Annotated in this window: 9 protein-coding genes and 1 tRNA gene; 4 read left to right on the top strand and 6 right to left on the bottom strand. The window is 51.7% G+C overall.

Annotated features, from left to right (window positions below):
• Positions 1-104 precede the first annotated feature (104 nt).
• From CHL74_RS04500 to CHL74_RS04490, 3 genes are all read left to right on the top strand, one after another.
• Positions 105-1,997, top strand: a complete 1,893-nt coding sequence (locus CHL74_RS04500) for a site-specific DNA-methyltransferase (protein WP_141241232.1) — start codon at positions 105-107, stop codon at positions 1,995-1,997.
• Positions 1,998-1,999: 2 nt separating this feature from the next.
• Entirely contained in the window at positions 2,000-5,080 is a 3,081-nt protein-coding gene (locus CHL74_RS04495) for a type III restriction-modification system endonuclease (protein ID WP_094879975.1), read from the top strand.
• Positions 5,081-5,197: 117 nt separating this feature from the next.
• Entirely contained in the window at positions 5,198-6,112 is a 915-nt protein-coding gene (locus CHL74_RS04490; protein WP_094879974.1) for a nucleotidyltransferase, read from the top strand.
• An 82-nt stretch (positions 6,113-6,194) separates the two neighbouring features.
• Here the strand turns inward: CHL74_RS04490 and tamL are convergent, their stop codons facing one another.
• From tamL to gluQRS, 6 genes are all read right to left on the bottom strand, one after another.
• Positions 6,195-8,525, bottom strand: coding sequence for a translocation and assembly module lipoprotein TamL (gene tamL, locus CHL74_RS04485; RefSeq protein ID WP_094879973.1), 2,331 nt, complete (start codon positions 8,523-8,525; stop codon positions 6,195-6,197).
• Positions 8,526-8,541: 16 nt separating this feature from the next.
• Entirely contained in the window at positions 8,542-13,188 is a 4,647-nt protein-coding gene (locus tag CHL74_RS04480) for a translocation/assembly module TamB domain-containing protein (protein ID WP_094879972.1), read from the bottom strand.
• Positions 13,189-13,247: 59 nt separating this feature from the next.
• Entirely contained in the window at positions 13,248-13,916 is a 669-nt protein-coding gene (locus CHL74_RS04475; RefSeq protein ID WP_094879971.1) for an RluA family pseudouridine synthase, read from the bottom strand.
• Positions 13,917-14,082: 166 nt separating this feature from the next.
• Positions 14,083-14,841, bottom strand: coding sequence for a 3-oxoacyl-[acyl-carrier-protein] reductase (gene fabG / locus CHL74_RS04470; RefSeq protein WP_094879970.1), 759 nt, complete (start codon positions 14,839-14,841; stop codon positions 14,083-14,085).
• A 23-nt stretch (positions 14,842-14,864) separates the two neighbouring features.
• Positions 14,865-15,458 (bottom strand): TetR/AcrR family transcriptional regulator, encoded by a 594-nt coding sequence (locus CHL74_RS04465; protein WP_094879969.1) that lies wholly within the window; start codon positions 15,456-15,458, stop codon positions 14,865-14,867.
• 183 nt (positions 15,459-15,641) lie between these two features.
• Positions 15,642-16,586: a tRNA glutamyl-Q(34) synthetase GluQRS gene (gluQRS, locus tag CHL74_RS04460; protein ID WP_094879968.1), complete on the bottom strand. Its 945-nt coding sequence runs from the start codon at positions 16,584-16,586 to the stop codon at positions 15,642-15,644.
• Between the two features lie 254 nt (positions 16,587-16,840).
• On the opposite strand from gluQRS, the gene CHL74_RS04455 reads away from it, so the two are divergent.
• Positions 16,841-16,913, top strand: a tRNA-Met gene (locus CHL74_RS04455).
• Positions 16,914-17,135: the final 222 nt, after the last annotated feature.

Here is a 17,135-nt window from a genome sequence, read left to right as displayed (position 1 = left end):
GAGAAACTGAAAATGCAGACCGCCGATGGTGTGCAGGACAATATCAGCCGAATTGCTGAGCTGTTCCCCGAGTGCATCACGGAAGTTAACGACCAAATGGGGGGGTGAAACGCTCCATTGATTTTGATAAATTGCGCCAGCTGCTGTCTTCCGATATTGTAGAAGGCAGCGAAGAGCGCTATCAGTTTACTTGGCCCGACAAGCGCAAGGCTATCCTTGCTGCCAATGCGCCCATCAACGCCACGCTGCGCCCATGCCAAGAGGAGAGCGTGGACTTCGACACCACACAGAACCTTTACATCGAGGGCGACAACCTCGATGTGTTGAAATGCCTTAAAGAGACCTATCTTCATAAGGTGAAGATGATCTACATCGACCCACCTTATAACACTGGAAAAGACTTTATTTATGGAGACAATTTTTCAGAAAAATCAGAAGACTATCTTTCAAATAGTTACCAATATGATGAACAAGGCAACCGTTTGACAACAAATATTGAAACTAATGGTAGATTCCATACTGATTGGCTGAACATGATTTATCCACGACTGAAGGTGGCAAGGGATTTACTGACGGAGGATGGTGTGATATTTATATCTATCGACGATCATGAAGTAGAAAACTTACGCAAAATTTGTGATGAGATATTTGGCGTATCTAATTTTACGGGTTGCATTGTTTTACAAACTGCGACGGATAATAATCCACGTCAAATTAATACAGAGCACGAATATATACTATGCTATTGCAAAAATAAAGAAGCGCAAGATTACTGGTATGCTGATAGCGAAAAAGCAAAGCTCATACAGAATAAGTATCAAGAACTGAAAGAGAAATATCAAAAAGACATTGTCGAAATCCAAACGGAATTACGTGCATGGATAAAAGATAATAAAGACGAACTCAAAGGAGTAGCCCATTATGATAACGTCGATTATAAGGGTGTATTTCATGATGGTGATATTGCCAATACTACTTTTGGTGGATATGAATATACAATTCTACATCCTGTGACCAATAAACCATGCAAAGTCCCTGAGAAAGGTTTTAGGTTTCCAGAAGAAACTATGAAAAAAATGATTGCAGACGATGATATTATGTTCGGCACCGACGAAACGACATTAATCAAGCCTAAGAAAAGACTTGAGAATGCTAAAGAAGTATTACGGTCTGTAATATATGAAGACGGACGTTCTTCAACCAAACAGTTTGAATCACTTATGGCAAGAGACATCTTTCAAAATCCAAAATCAACGTCTATTCTTTGTCGTTTGTTTAATTTTGTAATAGAAAAAGATGATTATGTAATGGACTTCTTCTCAGGAAGTGCATCTACAGCTGAAACGATAATGCGTCTCAACAGCAAACATCCTGGATTAAATATCAAATATATTTTAGTTCAAATCCCAGAAAATATAGATAAAGTTATTGAAACTGCGAAAGATAAAGCAAAGAAAACTGCAAAAAACGCCATCAATTTTCTTGATTCTATAAACAAGCCACACACAATCTGCGAAATCGGCAAAGAGCGCATCCGTCGTGCAGGTGCCAAGATTAAGGCAGACTCTCCACTCACTACACAGCACCTCGACACAGGTTTCCGTGTGTTGAAGCTCGACAGCAGCAACATGAAAGATGTGTTCTATTCACCGAAGGAGACATCACAACTGGAATTGTTTAGATATGTAGACAACGTAAAGGACGACCGCACAAGCGAAGATCTTCTGTTCCAAGTGATGCTGGAGCTCGGTGCAACGCTCGACAGCAAAATAGAAGAGAGTGTGGTGGATGGCAAGACTATATATAATGTAGCCGACGGCTATCTTGTTGCTTGCTTCGACCAGAAAGTAACCGACGAGGTGGTGACAGCTATTGCGAAGATGCAGCCGACGTATGCAGTGCTGCGCGATACCAGCTTGGCGAATGATGCCACAGCAACCAACTTCGAGCAGATATTCAAGACATACGCCCCTAACACTACAACAAAAATCTTGTAAGGATGAAACTGCAATTCAAGATACAACAATATCAGACCGATGCCGTGGAAAGCACCGTCGACATCTTTAACGGACAACCCAACCAGGGACTCTTGGACTACAAGATGGACCAGGGAAAGGTGTACGTTATTGACAACGGCAAGCGCATAGAGCAAAAAGGCATCAGTTTCAGCGGGTATGACACAGGCTACAAGAACGGCGAGATAGTGCTTTCGGAGGATGAGTTGCTGAAGAACATCCATCAGATACAGACACAGAACAACATCCACCTCAGCAATGAGGTGATAAAGCGCCTTGGAGCCTGCCAGCTAGATATAGAAATGGAGACCGGTACTGGTAAGACCTACGTCTATATCAAGACAATGTTCGAGCTGAACAAGCGTTACGGTTGGACAAAGTTTATCGTCGTTGTGCCCAGCATTGCCATACGCGAAGGAGTGAAGAAGAGTTTCGACATAACCCAGGATCACTTCATGGAGCTTTATGGCAAGAAAGCACGCTACTTCGTTTATAATTCGGACAACCTCAATCAGATAGACACCTACTCGCAGAGTGCTGACATCTCCGTGATGATCATCAACACTCAAGCGTTCAACACTTCAATGAAAGAAGGCGCCAAAAACAAGTATGCCCGTATCATATACGACAAGCGCGACGAGTTCGGCTCACGCCGACCCATCGACGTGATAGCAGCCAACCGCCCGATTATCATATTGGACGAACCACAGAAGATGGGCGGTGCTGCCACGCAGACCGCGTTGGCACGCTTCAACCCATTGTTTACGCTCAACTATTCAGCCACACACCGTGAGACCCACAACCCCGTGTATGTGCTTGATGCGCTGGATGCCTACAACCAGAAGTTGGTGAAGAAGATAGAGGTGGTGGGCTTCGAGCTTCGCAACCTCAAAGGCACGGAAAGCTACATCTACTTCGACAGTGTCGTCCTGTCGAAGAACGAGCCACCGATGGTGCGCATGGAGATAGACGTGCAGAGCAAGAGTGGCAACATCAAGCGAGCCTACAAGAATGTGGGCGAAGGCGACGACCTCTATTATCTTTCCGGAGAAATGGAACAATATCGTGGCTATATGTTGACAGAGATAGCCCCTTTGCGTGGCAAGGCGATATTCGGCAATGGCGTGACGCTAAACGTGAAGGATATTCAAGGAAATATCACTGCCGACCATAAGGCACGCATCCAGATACGCGAAACCATCAAGGCACACTTCCGTAAGGAGTCTGCCTTGTTCAAGCGTGGCATAAAGTGCCTTTCGCTGTTCTTCGTGGATGAAGTGGCAAACTACCGCCAGTATGATGAAGACGGCAATCAGCAGTTGGGACGATACGGTGAGATATTCGAGCAGGAGTATATGGCGGAGCTGAACAATAATCAGAACATGTTCGACCCTGACTATATGTCTTATCTTGGAAGCATATCAGCCCACGCCACCCATGCAGGATATTTCTCGATTGACAAGAAAGGACATTCGATAAACAGCTCTGTAAAGCGTGGCAGCGACCAGAGCGACGACACCTCGGCTTACGACCTTATCTTGAAGAACAAGGAACGGCTGCTCAGCCTCGACGAGCCTGTGCGCTTCATCTTCTCACATTCGGCTCTTCGTGAGGGTTGGGACAATCCGAACGTGTTCCAGATATGTTCGCTGCGCCAGTCGAACAGCGTTTCACAGAAGCGTCAGGAGGTAGGCCGTGGTTTGCGCTTGTGTGTAGACAGGCATGGTGTACGCCAGGACAACGACGCACTTCCGGAAGAAGTGCATAAGGTGAACCGACTTACCGTAATTGCCAGCGAAGGTTATGCAACCTTTGTGGCAGATTTGCAGCATGACATCAGGCAAGACCTCTACAACCGTCCGACAAAGGCAGATGTTGACTTCTTCACCGGCAAGCTTGTTACCTGCGATGACGGAGCTAAGTACACAATAACAAAGAATGACGCACAGGAAATTTATTTCCAGTTGCGGATGAAGAACTACATCACTAAAGACGGTGAAGTGACCGAAACTTTCCGTAAGGCATGTGCAGAAGAAACCTTGTTGCCTTTAGCCGACGAGTTGCAGCCAATGAGCAATTCGGTGATGAAGTTGGTTCAGAGCATCTACGACCCGAGCGTATTGAAGGGCATGATTGACGATGGCAGCAAGACCACAACGCCCGACAACAAGCTCAACGACAACTTCATGAAGAAGGAGTTTCAGGAGCTTTGGCGCCGTATCAATCATAAGTATGCCTATACCGTCAGCTTCGACAGCGAGGAACTTATTGAAAAAGCGGTAGGCGCAATAAACAAAGAGCTTGAGGTGACCCAGCTGAGCTATGTAGTGACACGAGGTGAGCAAAAGGACAATGCTACACTTGACGACATGAAGCATGGCGATATGATGCGCCAGAAAGAAAGTGCAACAGAGAAGCTGAAAACGGATATCGTAAGCAATGTTCGTTATGACTTGTTGGGCAAGATTAGCAGCGCGACACGTTTGACCCGAAAGACCGTGGCAACAATACTTTCAAAGATACGTCCGTTGAAGTTCGGCATGTATAAGGCTAACCCTGAAGAATTCATACGTAAGGTAACACGTTTGATTATGGAGCAGAAAGCCACAATCATCGTTGAGCATATCAGCTACAACCGATTAGAAGGTAAGTTCGATAGCGATATTTTCACGCAGGAGAAACACGGAACGATAGACCGTGCCTTCGAAGGAAAGAAAAGCATCGTGGATTATGTGTTTACTGATAGCGAGGGAGAACGAGAGTTTGTTGGTAAAATTGACACGGCAAAGGAAGTTGCGGTATATGCCAAGTTGCCAAAGGGTTTCCATATCCCGACACCTGTAGGCAACTACTCTCCGGACTGGGCTATAGCGTTCCAAGAAGGCGAGGTGAAGCACATATATTTTGTGGCAGAGACAAAAGGATCCATGTCGAGCATGGACCTGCGCGAAATAGAAAAGGGCAAGATAGCTTGTGCTGAAAAACTCTTTGCTCAAATATCTACATCCAACGTGAAGTATGGTAAAGTGGATAGCTTTGAGACACTGATGGATATAGTGAAATAAGAGTATTCGTTCAAGTTAACTGAAAGTAGTGATTTTTTACGGCAAAACTTCTATTATTCCGTTGATATTTGTTACTTTTGTATATCTTTATAATCATATAAACAAAAATCAATAAATATGAAACCAACACTTTTCCTCCTCGCAGCAGGAATGGGCAGCCGTTACGGCGGCCTCAAGCAGCTGGACGAGCTCGGCCCTCACGGCGAGACCATCATGGACTACAGCATCTACGACGCCATCAACGCTGGCTTCGGCAAGCTGGTCTTCGTAATCCGCAAGGACTTTGAGGACGACTTCCGTCGTATCGTGCTCTCTAAGTATGAGGGTCACATCCCGTGCGAGCTGGTGTTCCAGAGCATCGACGCTCTCCCCGAAGGATTCACATGCCCGGAGGGACGCACAAAGCCTTGGGGTACGAACCACGCTCTCATGATGGGCGCCAAGGTTATCAACGAGCCTTTCGCCGTGCTCAACTGCGACGACTTCTACGATCGTGACGCATTCCGCGTGATGGGCAAGTGGCTCAGCGAGCTGCCTGAGGGATCAACCGGCAAGTATGCCATGGTGGGATTCCGCGTCGGCAACACGCTTTCTGAGAGCGGCACAGTAAGCCGTGGCGTATGCGAGAACGACGAGCACCACCACCTTACTTCTGTCGTGGAGCGCACCAAGATTCAGCGCTTCGACGGCGTGGTGAAGTATCTGGCTGACGACGGCGAGACATGGGTGGCTATCCCTGACACCACTCCGGTATCGATGAACTTCTGGGGCTTCACTCCTGACTACTTCCAGCACAGCGAGGCTTACTTCAAGGAGTTCCTCTCTGACCCGAAGAACATGGAGAACCTCAAGAGCGAGTTCTTCATCCCATTGATGGTGGACAAGCTCATCCACGACGGCACTGCTACATGCGAGGTGCTCGACACCACAAGCAAGTGGTTCGGCGTGACATATCCTGAGGATCGTCCGGACGTAGTGGCTAAGTTCCAGAAGCTTGCCGACGACGGTGTTTATCCTGAGAAGATGTTCTAAAAAACGAATAGGAAATGAAAGCAAAACAGGCTGTTACTTCGCAAAGAGTAACAGCCTGTTTTGCTTTGTTTATATAGGGGTGTCAGAACGGATAGCCGATGGCGAAGTGCAGACTCTGCGAGTCGCCGAAGCTTGGCATATTATAGAAACCGCTCTTGTAGGGGAGGTGCAGACCGATGCCCCAGTCGAGACGCAGCACGAAGAAGTCGAGGTCGTAACGCACGCCGATGCCCGTGCCTAACGCCGTCTCCTTGAATATGTTCTTTATGTTAAATTTCGATCCTGCACGATAGCCGTCGTCACGCATCGCCCACACGTTGCCGGCATCGAGGAAGACGGCTCCGTAGAGATTGCCGAAGATGCGCGGACGAAACTCCACGTTGGCTTGCAGCTTTATGTCGCCCGTCTGGTCCAGATAGGAAAGGCGTGACTGATTGGTGTAATAGCGGCCCGGTCCGATGCTGCGCACATTGAAGGCACGGATGCTGTTGGCACCACCCACATAGAACTGCTCGCTGTAAGGCGAACTCTGGGAGTTGCCGTACGACCAGATGATGCCGCCATTGATGTGCGCCACGAGCTGGGCGTGGTCTGCCACCTGCCATGTCTTGCGCAGGTCTGTCTCAATCTTCACGAACTGTGCGTAGGGATTCTTAAACATGTTCTTGCCCTTCTCGCTCCACTTACGTCCCGCAGCCATATAGCCAAGGGAGAGAATGTTGGACGCCTCGCTGACCGTGGTCTGCCAATAGATGGGATTGCGGTATGACGAGGGCGACTGGAGCGTGAACGTATAGCGCATCTTGGGCACGAACTGGTCTGCCATCGACACGGTGAGGTACGGACTCTGCTTCAGGATTTCCTTGAAGGCGTCGGTCTGATCACGCATATACTCATACTGGAGGATGAGCGGCGAGAACTGGTGCATCGTCGTGGCGTTGGGCTGGACGGTGTAGGTAAGCTCGCCGGAGACTATGTGGCGCTTGAAGAAGCCGGAACGGTTGAGCACGTTGCTGGAAGCCTTGAAGAGGGTGTTGGGGGTGGAATAGTACGGCTTGACCACCTTGCCCTGACGGCGACGCTTGTGACGCATCTTGCTAAGGAAGCGGTCGATGAACAGCAGACGCGGTATCTCTACGTTTACGTCGGCACCATACTCGTACGAATTAAACTTTGAGCTGGTGCCGTCGGCACGGTGTCCGGTCTGCCATTCGTATGATCCCTTCAGGTTTACGGACAACTTCTCGCCTCCTCGGAAGGCATTGCGCTTGGTAAGACCGAGGATAACGCCCGGACCCACACGTCCCGTGGTCTTGCCCACGACGTTGGTTTCGAGGTAGATGTCGTAGGGTTTGTCGAAGACGCAGTTGATGGTCATATCGAGGGTGTCGCAGGTGGGGGTGGTGTCGCGCGGCGCAAAGGAGAGGTCAACTCGTGAGAAGAGTCCCTTGGCAGTAAGCGTATTGATGGACTGCTGGTAATTGGCGTAGCTGTAGAGCTGGCGCGGACGCAGTTTGAGGTCGCGTGTGATGGCGGAGCGGCGTATAGGCGGACGCTTGCCGGAATAGATCATCGTGTAGTTGCGGCGGCGCACGGTGTCAGTAAGCTCCTGCATGGCAGAGCGGCGCATCTCTAAGTTGATGCGTCCCACATACCACTGGCGCGACACGAGCGACGGCAGGCTGTCGGCGTAATGGAGGCGGAGCTGTGCCTTACCAGGCTCGGCGATGGTGTCGGCAAGGTAGGTGGCATAGTCGGGCTGATAATAGAAGTAGCCGTTATTGCGGAGCAACGTCGACACACGGGTGCGCTCGGCGTCAAGGGTGGATACGTTGAAAGGCGTGCCTTTCCTGACCAGCGCCTCGGTACGGGTGGAGTCGATAAGCGCCTGCGCCGTTTTGGGGAAGTTGACGTAGTCGAGCGTGTCAATGGTATGAAGCTCGCCGAGATTGACGGTGTAAGCCACCTTCGCCTTCTTGGGATTGTTCTGCGTGAGGACATCATAGCCTACGTAGCCGCTGAAATAGCCGTGCGAACGCAGCAGTTCGGTGGCCACCTGTGCACGAAGCCTCGGATTGACGCCACTCATAAGCACCGGAGCCTTGCCGAACGTCTTTCTCACCCACTTGGAGAAGCGTGTGTCTGAATCGTAGAAGGCATTATATATCCACAGGCGGTATGGCAGCAGACGTATGGAGCTACTGCCGAAGAAGGCGCCGTTGGGTTCGGTGGCAAGGGCTGCCTCCACCTCCTCACGTGTGGCATTGAAGTGGTCGGATGGTTCATAGTCGACATACTTGGTGGTCTTGAGTCCGATGAACAGCTGGTCGTCCTCCGGCACCGAGGTGGTGGTGGAGCAGGCTGCAAGGAGCGCAAGTGCGAGTATGGCAAATATATACTTGTATGGTTTCATCGTCTTTCCTTTATTATTATTTTACTTCTGTGGCAGGTTTCTTCTGCTTTGTGGTGTCGACGGGGAACATGTCGATGATGCTCTTCTCCTTCTTGAAGCGGAAGATGTCCTTGAAGTGCTGGAGCTTGCGGCGCCACATAAAACCAGCGCCGAACTGCTCTACGTAGCCCTCGAGCCAGTCATAGGAGTCGCGGTCGTAGAAGAACTTCAGATACTTGTTTGAGTTAGCCGAGAGGCGATACTCGAAGGTGACGTTGTCGAAGAACGTCTCGTTCTGGTTCTCCACCTCTGCTCCACTCGACACTTTGCCACCGATGACGATGCGCAGACGATTATTCCAGAATCGCTTGGCGAACTTGAAGGAATAGTCTGTATGCATCTGACCGGATCCGAGCATGGTGTTGTCCATGCCGAAGGAGAGGTCGAGGGTGCGCAGGGCGTTGCCCGATATGGCATTGATCTGCGAGTTGAGGAAGGCGCTGAGGGCGCTGTTCACGGAGAGTGAGTTGGGATTGCCGTCGGAGAGATACATGCCCGTGGTGAGCATCGTCACGGCTATCTTTCCGCGGTTCTCCGCCGACATGGTCATCAGCTCATTGTGAATCTGCTGGTCGTCAGGGGCGTCAATGATAAACTGCAGACCCATATCGTTAAGCGTCTTCGTGAGTTCCACACCACACTCGAACGCCACGCTACGTCCTGAACCTCCGTCCGTTGTGACCGTGGCCTTGGTGCTCTCCGTGGCGGTGATGTTAAGGCGCGGGTTCATCGGATCGCCGAAGAACTCAACGTATCCTCCCTCATTGATGTTGAACGTCTTGAGCGGGATGACGGGCAGCGAATACTTCATCTCGCCGCTGCCTATCGTATAGCGTCCGTAAAGGCTCAGCCCGTCGGAAGCGTCGTAGAGCATGCGCAGGTCGCCGCCACCGATGATGTCAACGTAGTTAGACTTGTCGGTGTTAAGCGCACAAAGCACGTGTGCTCCTTCGTCGATGCTGACGGTGAGGTCCATATTGAGTCCGTTGATGGGCGGACGCTGCACGGTGGTCTGCTCGGGTCGGCGGAAGTCGACGAACGTGACAAGTCCTTCGAGGCGGTTGTCCGAAGAGAGCGGCGAGTCGCGCAGGATGTACGTGATGTCCGTAGAGCCGAGCACGTCCAGACGGCCTCGCATACGCAGGGCGTCAAGCCGACCGTTGACGGCTCCGAGGAAGTTGACGTAAGCCTTGCCGTAAGCCTCGCTTCGTGCCGTCTCCTTCGAGTCGATGAGGAGGTAGTTGGAAGCACGCATGCGCAGGTTGAGTCGCATGGCGTCCATGTCGGCAAAGTCGAATGATCCGTATAGGGTGAGCGGACTGCCGTTGGTGGCGAACATCTGGAAATTCTCGAACTGCAGATGGCTGTCGGTGATGGTGACGGGATCGTCGCAGAGCCTCATCTGAACGCCGTAGGGTTCGCTGACAACGTAGGCAGAATCAAAGAACACCTCACCGTTGACTTGCGGACGGGAGAGCGTTCCCTTTATGGTGACGTTGCCCTGGGCATATCCCTTGAAACCGATAATGCGGTCGGGGATGAATCCGTTCATGAGATTAAGCGGCGTGCGCGACATATCCATGTGAGCGTTGAGCGTTCCCTCACCACGCGAGTCGTACGTGCCATTGAGCGTACACACCTCGTTGCCGTCCATGGAGAGCGTGCCGTCAACATAGTGTTCGAGGCCGCCGTCCTTAGGCATATACACGAACTCGGACGAGATGTTGCCTATAGGACAGCCCTCGTATGACATCTTCGCCACGCTGACGGAAGACGACACGGTGAAGTCGCCTCCGGGATTGTTGACGACGTGGAAGTCGCCGTTCATCACTCCGGAGATGTTCGGGGCGTAGGGCACGACGGACAGCACCTTGGCAAGGTCGAAGCGGGTCAGACCCACGGTGATGTCCTGAAGGGCTTCAGTACTGTCGTTGGAATAAATCTTTACGCCCATGCCGTCGTCGGCGCTCAGCTTCATGTCGGCAGACAGGCGTTGGTCGTCGCCGAAGAAGATATAGTTGCCCTTGTTAACCTTAAATTCCTTATATCCGAGCACGGGGTCGATGCCGCCGAGCGTGAGGCGCACGCCGTTATGCTCCATCTGCGCTCTGAGTCCTAAAGCCACGCCGAGTCGGTTGCGGGCGTCGAAGACACGCGTGCCGAGATAGAGCGACTGCTCGTGGAAGGCTCCACGGAAGCGGGCGTCGAACACATACTGCGGATTATTGCGGTTATTGCGCACCTGTCCCTCGAACAGCGTCTTCACGGAGTCGGAACTGAAAGAGAGGCGTACGGTGTCGAGCTGAATGCCGGAAGCTATCAACGAGTCGAGACGGACGGAACCGTTGATGCCACGCTGGGGGGAGAGCGACATGTCAACAAAGGCGTTCTGATAGTCGTAACCGAAATGACGTATTGTACGAGAGAAGACGTTCTCCTTTCCTGCGTCCAGATAGAACGAGAGCTGCGGCAGACGTTCGCGCAGACGCAACTGATTGATGTATCGCTCCTTCTGCTGCTTCATGGCTTCGTCGTTGGTGCGTGTAAGACAGTCGATGATGTGCTCTATGGCTCCGTGTCCGTCCATCTTCAGGGCGAAGTCGCCGCAGGTTACGGCGGCATGGGTGGAGTCAGGACGGGTGAAGATGTTCAGCGAAATGCTCTCCGGTCGGTAAGCGCGGGCAGAATCGCGCACGACGATGTTGCCGATGACGCCGCGTGCAGAATGGTCGTTCTTAAGATTGCTGTTAAGCTCGACGTCAGCAATGAGCGATGCGGAGAGAGGACGCTTCGTAAGGCCTATCTTATAGAAGTCGGCATTGAGGAGGTCGCAGGCAAGCCTTGCGTCCAAGCGGCGGTTGCTGATAAGCGTGCGCAGGTCGATGATGCCGTTGAGGAGCGGATTGCGACTGTCGAGGACAGCCTTGCCCACACCGTCGCGTACGGTGGCATCAAGCTTCATATTGGAAAGGTCGTAACCGGAATAGCTGAAATGGCGGATGCGTCCCTTGGCTTCCATCCACGTACGGCGCGAGAGGAAGTCGAGTCCGGCTCCTTCCGCTGTAAGCTCGCCGGTGAAAGGCTCAACGGCAAGGTCAGGAAGGAAGTTGGCAAGGCGCAATGAGTTGGCAGTCAGGCGTGCACGATAAGCATAGCCCTTCATATCGAAGCGGGCGTCGCCCTTGACGCTGCCTCCACCCTGCGAAGCCGTGAAATCAGCGGCATAGCGCGGGCCGTCCGCATGGAAATTTCCCTTCAGGGATATGCCACGCGGAATGCGGAACGAACGAGAAAGCGAGGGGTCGAAGAGTGCGGTGACGAAGGAGATGTCGTCGGTATGGGCATCAGCGGTGATGGCGGCGTGCAGACGCTTGATGTCCGTAAGATTCTGCATCTTTCCGCTTGCCATAAGGGAGAAGGCACCGGGCAACGACACCTTCAGGGCGTCTATCTTCATAGCCTGCATATTGCCGTCAACCGATCCCTCAATGGAGAGAGGCGATGACGGCCACTGCCTAAGGAAATTCTTAGGCATAAAACCAAGGAATAGCTGTAGGTCGGGCTTGCCGAAGGAGCCATACATCTTAGCCTTCAGACGACCGGTTTTTTTCTCGGCAAACGTATTGAAGTCGAAGTCGATATTGGCTGACAGGCGCGAATGGGGCGTGCGCAGCAAGAGCGACGGAAGCTTTACGTGGACGGAATCGAGAGACAACGCTCCAGAAATCTCGTTCACCACAAGGCCGCATTTCTCCTTAAAGGCACAGCGGCGCAGCCTCATCTTCAGTCCTGCGTCGGAATAGAAGAGAGAGTCGATGCGCAATGCCAACGGCGAGAGTGCGATATGATTATAGTCGAGTCCGCCTTTCTGTGGACGCTCAAAGTTGTTGTCATAGGCGAAAGATCCTTCACGCCAGTCGAGCGAGCCCACCTGATACTGGTTCTTGGCAAGGTCGACAAGTACGGAAGTAACGTCCGTACGTCCAAGTCCGACAGCCACTTGCAGCGTGTCGCCCGGCATGTGCACCGTGACGTTGGAATGGTCGGCATGCAACCGTTGGAGGGCTATGCGCCATACGTTTTCGCTCTGCGTGGTGTCTTCGGGGACAGTGTCGCTAAGGCATACGTCAATGTCGGCACAAGAAAGACGCAGCGTGCTGAGCGAAACATCAGAATCGGAAAGCCTTACAGTACTGGGACAGAGGCGCAAGCTCCCTACCCTACCGCGAACACGGGCGGCAGGTACGAACTGTGCCGTATTGATCTTGGCGTCCAGCAGTTCCACGCGCTTCACGTCAACCCGCTTATCGAAGAGCGGCATGAGCTTAACGCCAGCCACAAGAAGGCGTGCATCGGCAATGGTGTCGGTCACGCCCTTGAGCGAGTCGTTGGGCTGTGTGGCAAGGAAGCCGTACACACCAAGGTCGAGCGGGAAACGTAGGCGCACACGTTCCACGCTGACGTTCATGTCCATGGCGTCAGAAGCATAGGCTGCCACCTGCTTTACAGCCCAGTTCTGCACGGCGGGCACGTATAGCAGTATGGAGAGTATGAGAAGAAGGGTTGGCGGCAAGGCTATTAGCGCCGCTAACACCTTAAGACTTTTCTTTAATACAGGCTTCATCCGATAGTGTTGTTATGATGGGTTTTAAGAGGGGCATGCTATATTACATAGCGGCAGGATCAGCGTGCGAGGTCTTGCCACAGACGGTCGTTGGGCACGGGGGCCTCCACGCAGATGGGTTCTTTCGATACTGGATGAACAAATTCTACGCGGCGCGAGAGCAGCGAGATGCTTCCGTCGGGATTGCTGCGCGGCGCTCCGTACTTCAGGTCGCCCTTTATGGGGCAGCCCATGTGGGCAAGCTGGCAGCGTATCTGGTGATGACGACCGGTGAGGAGAGTCACCTCAAGGAGCATATAGTTGTCCGACTCGGCACGCAGACGGTATTTCAGGATGGCTTTCTTGGCTCCCGGGCGCTCCTTGTCGTAAGCATAACTCTTGTTCTGCTTCTCGTTGCGGACGAGCCAGTTGGTGAGTGTGCCTTCCTTAGGGATGGAGTGTTTCTTGACAACAGCCCAATAGGTCTTGTGCACGTCGCCCGTGCGGAACATCTCGTTCAGACGCGAAAGGGCTTTGGATGTGCGGGCAAAGACAACGAGTCCGCCTACGGGACGGTCAAGACGATGCACCACGCCAAGGAATACGTTGCCCGGCTTAGCGTACTTCACCTTTATGTATTCCTTCACGATGTCGGAGAGCGGCTTGTCACCGGTCTTGTCGCCTTGTACTATCTCGCCACTTGCCTTGTTGACGATGATGATATGATTGTCTTCGTAGACTACTTGCATCTTTAGAGTGTTGTTTCGTTAGAGATAAGAATTTCTTGGGGTGTATGATGTCTTTGGTTGGCGTAATAAGCCAAAACGCCCTGGGAAGGCAAAAGGAAGAGTCGGTCCCGATCCTTGCTTTTGTCCTCTCAGGGCGTATTATCTTAAAAGTTTCCGTTACGGAGCATTACATGTTCATGCCACCGTCAATCTGGATAACCTGACCGCTTACGTAGCTTGACAATTCAGAAGCGAGGAAGAGGCAGACATTGGCGATGTCCTCTGTCTGACCACCGCGACGGAGAGGAATCTTCTTCATCCAGTCCTTGCGGATATCCTCAGGAAGCTGAGCTGTCATGGCTGTCTCGATGAAGCCGGGAGCTACAGCGTTGGCACGTACGCCCTTAGGACCAAGCTCCTGGGCGATAGACTTGGCGAGAGCGATCATACCTGCCTTAGAAGCGGCATAGTTGCACTGACCTGCGTTGCCGTGTACACCGACTACAGAAGCCATGTTGATGATGGAACCGCTGCGCTGACGAAGCATTACGGGAGCGCAAGCGTGGATGAAGTTGAACGCTGACTTGAGGTTTACGTTCAGAACAGCATCCCACTGAGCCTCGCTCATACGGAGCATAAGGCCGTCCTTGGTGATACCGGCGTTGTTGACGAGGATGTCGATGCTGCCGAAGTCAGCATGTATCTGCTTAACGGTATTCTCTGTCTCCTCGAAGTCGGCAGCATTGCCAGCGTAAGCGCGGCATGTTACGCCGAGAGCTTCAATCTCCTTGCGAGTAGCCTCGAGTCCTGCGGCCATTTCGTCGTTGAGGACGAGGTCTGTGAATGCAATATTAGCGCCCTCAGACGCAAATTTCATAGCGACAGCTTTACCAATGCCGCGGGCTGCACCTGTTACGATGGCAGTCTTACCTGTAAGTAATCCCATTTTCTTGTTTATTTAAAAAAAATTTAATTATTAATGCGTTTGCCCAAGGCACCGTACACCACCTTAGCCACAAGAGGCTTGCTCGCCTCCTCTGTCATGCCGTGTCCGAGACGGCCGTAAATAAACGGCACCTCAAGTCCTTTAATACAATAGTGGGTGATATCAGCGACGAGGTCGATGTCGTCAATGTCGAACTCACCGTCCGCCTTTCCGTCGGCATACACCTTGCGGAATATCGAAATCTCGTCCTCGTCAAACTTCTTGCGCACCTTCTCCACCATCCAGATGTTGCGGAAGAATTCGGCGCGAAGATTGCCGTTGCGCACAACCGTCTCGCGTATCATGCTCAGGTGGGTGTAGATAAGCTCTATAATCTTGTCCTGCGGGCGCATCTTCATAGCCGCCACCTCATCGAGCTTGTCCGAAAGACGCTCAAGCTCCGACTCAATGACAGCCGAATACACGTCCTCCTTCCTGTTAAAGTAAGTATAGAGCGTGCGGCGACCCTTTCCGGATGCCACGGCGATGTCGTTCATCGTGGTGTTGGCAATGCCGTTCTTGGCGAAGAGCTGCCTTGCCACGTCAACGAGTTTTTGTCGAGTCTTTGATATTGACATAACGAATAATGACCTGCGTTTGTTCTTTGTACCTTATTAATATATATATAGTGCCAACTACGTTGCACATAGTTTTTGCTATGTGCAAAATTACTGCAATTAATCCATACGGACAAATAAAAGAGGCGGATTTTACCACTTTAGATAACAAAAACCTGCCTTTTAGCCTATTATTCCTACAACTTAGAACGTCAAGTCCGCCGTTCCTATCTTCTTCCAGGAGAAGGCGGGAAGGAGGTCTGCGGCAGTTATCGGCACGTCCGTGGCTTGCAATCCTGCGGCACGGGCAAGCATTCCGACTATCTCTTCCGGGGCATAACGCTCCCGTAAAGCCGACATATCCAGACTGCGGTCGCGCTTGGAAAGTCGCTGTCCGGCTTCGTTGCAGAGCAGCGGATGATGGATGAAGCGAGGCGAACGGAAGCCAAGCTGACCGGCGAGATAAATCTGCTGCGGCGACGAGAGAAGCAGATCGCGTCCACGCACCACCTCCGTGACGCCCATCAAGGCATCGTCCACCACCACGGCGAGCTGATAAGCCCATGCCCCGTCCTTGCGACGAACGATGAAGTCGCCACATTGCGAGGTGAGGTCGACGGTCTGCGGTCCGTAATGACCGTCCGTGAACGTCACAATGCCCTCTCCTTCCTCCGGCACTCGCATACGGATGGCGGCAGGTCCGCGTCGCGAGTCGGGCGGCAGATTGCGGCACGTGCCCTTATAAACCACTCGTCCGTCGCTCTCATGCGGCGCCTGTGTGGCGAGGATGTCAGCACGGGTGCAATAGCAAGGATAAGTCATTCCCTTATCGACAAGCACCTTCAGATAATGTTCGTAAATGTCGCCACGCTCGCTTTGCCAGAAAGGACCCTCGTCCCACTCCAGTCCGAGCCATCGCAGGTCGTCCATTATCAGTTCTGCATACTCGCGATGCGAACGCTGCGGGTCGATATCCTCAATACGAAGCAGCCACTTTCCGCCCTGCGACTTGGCTGACAGCCATGACAACAACGCCGCAAACACATTACCAAGGTGCATGCGTCCAGTTGGCGAAGGAGCAAACCGCCCCCTCACCACATTATCCTCAACTCTTCCTTCCGAAAGACAAATATCCCTAATCTTACTCATCACATTATTATATATGTATACTTTAGCTCGTGCAAAGGTAAGAATAATCGGAGCAAAACGTATACGTTGGACATGACAAACTGAGCTAAACACGCTGAAATACGCAGAAAAAGGGACAAAAACCAAGTTTTTTAAAGTTTTTATTAAAAAAGTAGCCAAAACATTTGGAGGTTTAATAAAAAAGCCATACCTTTGCACTCGCAATTCAGCAATGACATCACAACAACATTCTGAATAACGCAAATGGTTAATATCGCGGAGTGGAGCAGTTGGTAGCTCGCCAGGCTCATAACCTGGAGGTCGCATGTTCGAGTCCTGCCTCCGCAACTACAATGCTCGGAACAACTTGTAAAACAAGAAGTTACGAGCATTTTTCGTATTATGATTATTTTGAATCAGACATCAGCTCAGGCCCAAATGGGGGCTCAAATAATATTGTTGTGTTTTTAACAATCTGCATTTCCTTATGCAAATAACTGTTTTACCCTATAAAGATAGAACTTCAGATCATTCACTCCTCTGAATTCAGCCCTGAATGTTTTTAGCTTG

Source organism: Prevotella sp. 885 (assembly GCF_002265625.1).
Classification (GTDB): domain Bacteria; phylum Bacteroidota; class Bacteroidia; order Bacteroidales; family Bacteroidaceae; genus Prevotella.
Note: the sequence above shows the minus strand (reverse complement) of the source record. Positions and strands in the feature narration are given on the sequence as shown.

Bases quoted from the DNA above. Each gene is read 5' to 3' on its own strand.
- CHL74_RS04465 (WP_094879969.1), bottom strand. From the start codon at position 15,458: ATGTCAATATCAAAGACTCGACAAAAACTCGTTGACGTGGCAAGGCAG.
- CHL74_RS04490 (WP_094879974.1), top strand. From the start codon at position 5,198: ATGAAACCAACACTTTTCCTCCTCGCAGCAGGAATGGGCAGCCGTTAC.
- fabG (WP_094879970.1), bottom strand. From the start codon at position 14,841: ATGGGATTACTTACAGGTAAGACTGCCATCGTAACAGGTGCAGCCCGC.
- CHL74_RS04475 (WP_094879971.1), bottom strand. From the start codon at position 13,916: ATGCAAGTAGTCTACGAAGACAATCATATCATCATCGTCAACAAGGCA.
- CHL74_RS04495 (WP_094879975.1), top strand. From the start codon at position 2,000: ATGAAACTGCAATTCAAGATACAACAATATCAGACCGATGCCGTGGAA.
- CHL74_RS04480 (WP_094879972.1), bottom strand. From the start codon at position 13,188: ATGAAGCCTGTATTAAAGAAAAGTCTTAAGGTGTTAGCGGCGCTAATA.
- gluQRS (WP_094879968.1), bottom strand. From the start codon at position 16,586: ATGAGTAAGATTAGGGATATTTGTCTTTCGGAAGGAAGAGTTGAGGAT.
- tamL (WP_094879973.1), bottom strand. From the start codon at position 8,525: ATGAAACCATACAAGTATATATTTGCCATACTCGCACTTGCGCTCCTT.